The organism is Nonomuraea marmarensis, assembly GCF_043197025.1.
Lineage (GTDB): Bacteria > Actinomycetota > Actinomycetes > Streptosporangiales > Streptosporangiaceae > Nonomuraea > Nonomuraea marmarensis.
Window position 1 is genome coordinate 1 of the sequence record NZ_JBICRM010000108.1, and the last position, 1,567, is coordinate 1,567.

Annotated in this window: 1 protein-coding gene; it reads left to right on the top strand. The window is 64.9% G+C overall.

From position 1 onward, the window contains the following. The first annotated feature begins 236 nt into the window (after positions 1–236). Positions 237–1,541 (top strand): IS110 family transposase, encoded by a 1,305-nt coding sequence (locus ACFLIM_RS50150; RefSeq protein ID WP_393178009.1) that lies wholly within the window; start codon positions 237–239, stop codon positions 1,539–1,541. The last annotated feature ends 26 nt before the right edge of the window (positions 1,542–1,567 follow it).

Sequence of the window (1,567 nt, forward strand, 5' to 3'; positions counted from 1 at the left end):
CTCCGGATTGTTGCCAGCGGGGGTGCTGTGATCGGTGAGACTGAGGGTGGGCGTGGCCGCTCACTGACGTCGTAACCTCTTGGCGGGCTTGGACCCCGTGGATGAGTCTGACGCCGGGAGCCATACCCAGGGCTGCTTTTTGGTGCTTCGAGCCCGCGGACTAGATTTCCTCATGCCCCTGGCTCCTGTGAGCGGCCACGCCTACCGGTAATGCCGTCACATGGTAGGAGGCGCGGATGCGCGATGTCGAGGACGAACCGCTGTTTGTGGATCGGGCCGCCGGGTTGGACATCGGCAAGAAGGAGATCGAGGCCACCATCCGGGTGCCCAGCGAGACCAGGGCGGGACGGCGGATGAGCGAGTCTCGCACCTTCGGTACCACCCACGCCGAACTGCTGAACCTGGCGGATTGGCTACGCAGCTGGCAGGTGAGCACGGTGGGGATGGAGGCGACGGGCGATTACTGGAAACCTCCGTTCTTCGTGTTGGAGGGGCAGGGGTTTGACTGCCACCTCTACAACGCCGGGCAGGTCAAGGCCCTGCCGGGGCGGCCGAAGACGGACCGGGCCGACTCGATCTGGCTGGCAAAGATCGTGGAGCGGGGAATGATCGCCTCCAGTTTCGTGCCGCCCGAGCCGATCCGCCGGCTGCGCACCCACACCCGGTATCGCCGCAGTCTGGTTCAGGCCAGCACCAGTGAGAAGCAGCGGGTGGAAAAACTCCTGGAGGACGCCCATCTGAAGCTCACCTCGTTGATCAGTGACCTGTTCGGAGTCTCCGGCCGCGGCATGCTCCAGGCCATCATCGGCGGGCAGCGAGACCCGAAGGTGCTGGCTCAGCTGGCCCGGGGCCGGATGCGCATGAAGATCGCCGCGTTGGAGCAGGCGCTGGACTGTTCCTTCCTCACCGAGGAGCATGTGGCGGTGCTGCAGATGATGCTGGTCACCATCGACCACTACGACCGGCAGATCGCCGCCCTCACCGCCACGATCGAGCAACTGATCGAGCCGTATACCCGCCAGGTCGAGCAGCTGGATGAGATCCCCGGCATCGGCACGGTCGGTGCCGCAGACATCATCGCCGAGATCGGTGTCGACATGAGCGTCTTTGCCACACCTGCTCACCTGGTCTCCTGGGCCAAGTTCGCGCCCCAAGTGAAGAAGTCGGCCGGCAAGCGCAAAGGCAGCAATGCCACCGGCCGCGGCAATCCTTACCTGGCCGCTGCACTCGGCGAGGCGGCCATCGGCGCCGGAAACACCCAGTCCTTCCTCGGCGCCCGCTACCGCAGGTTGAACCGGCGCATGCCCAAAAAGAAAGCCCTGGTCGCCACCGGCAACTCCCAGCTGGTCATCATCCACGCGTTGCTGTCTGACGCCGGCGCCCGCTATCAGGACCTGGGCGCCGACTACTACGAAACCCGGATGCACGTCCGCCGGCAGGCCCGCAATCACGTCAAGAGCCTGGAACGCCTCGGCTATAAGGTCACCATCGAGTCGATAGCTCCAGATGAGGAACACCTGCCGCTGACTTCAACCGGCTGACAACCACCCGGGACTGATCCAACGGC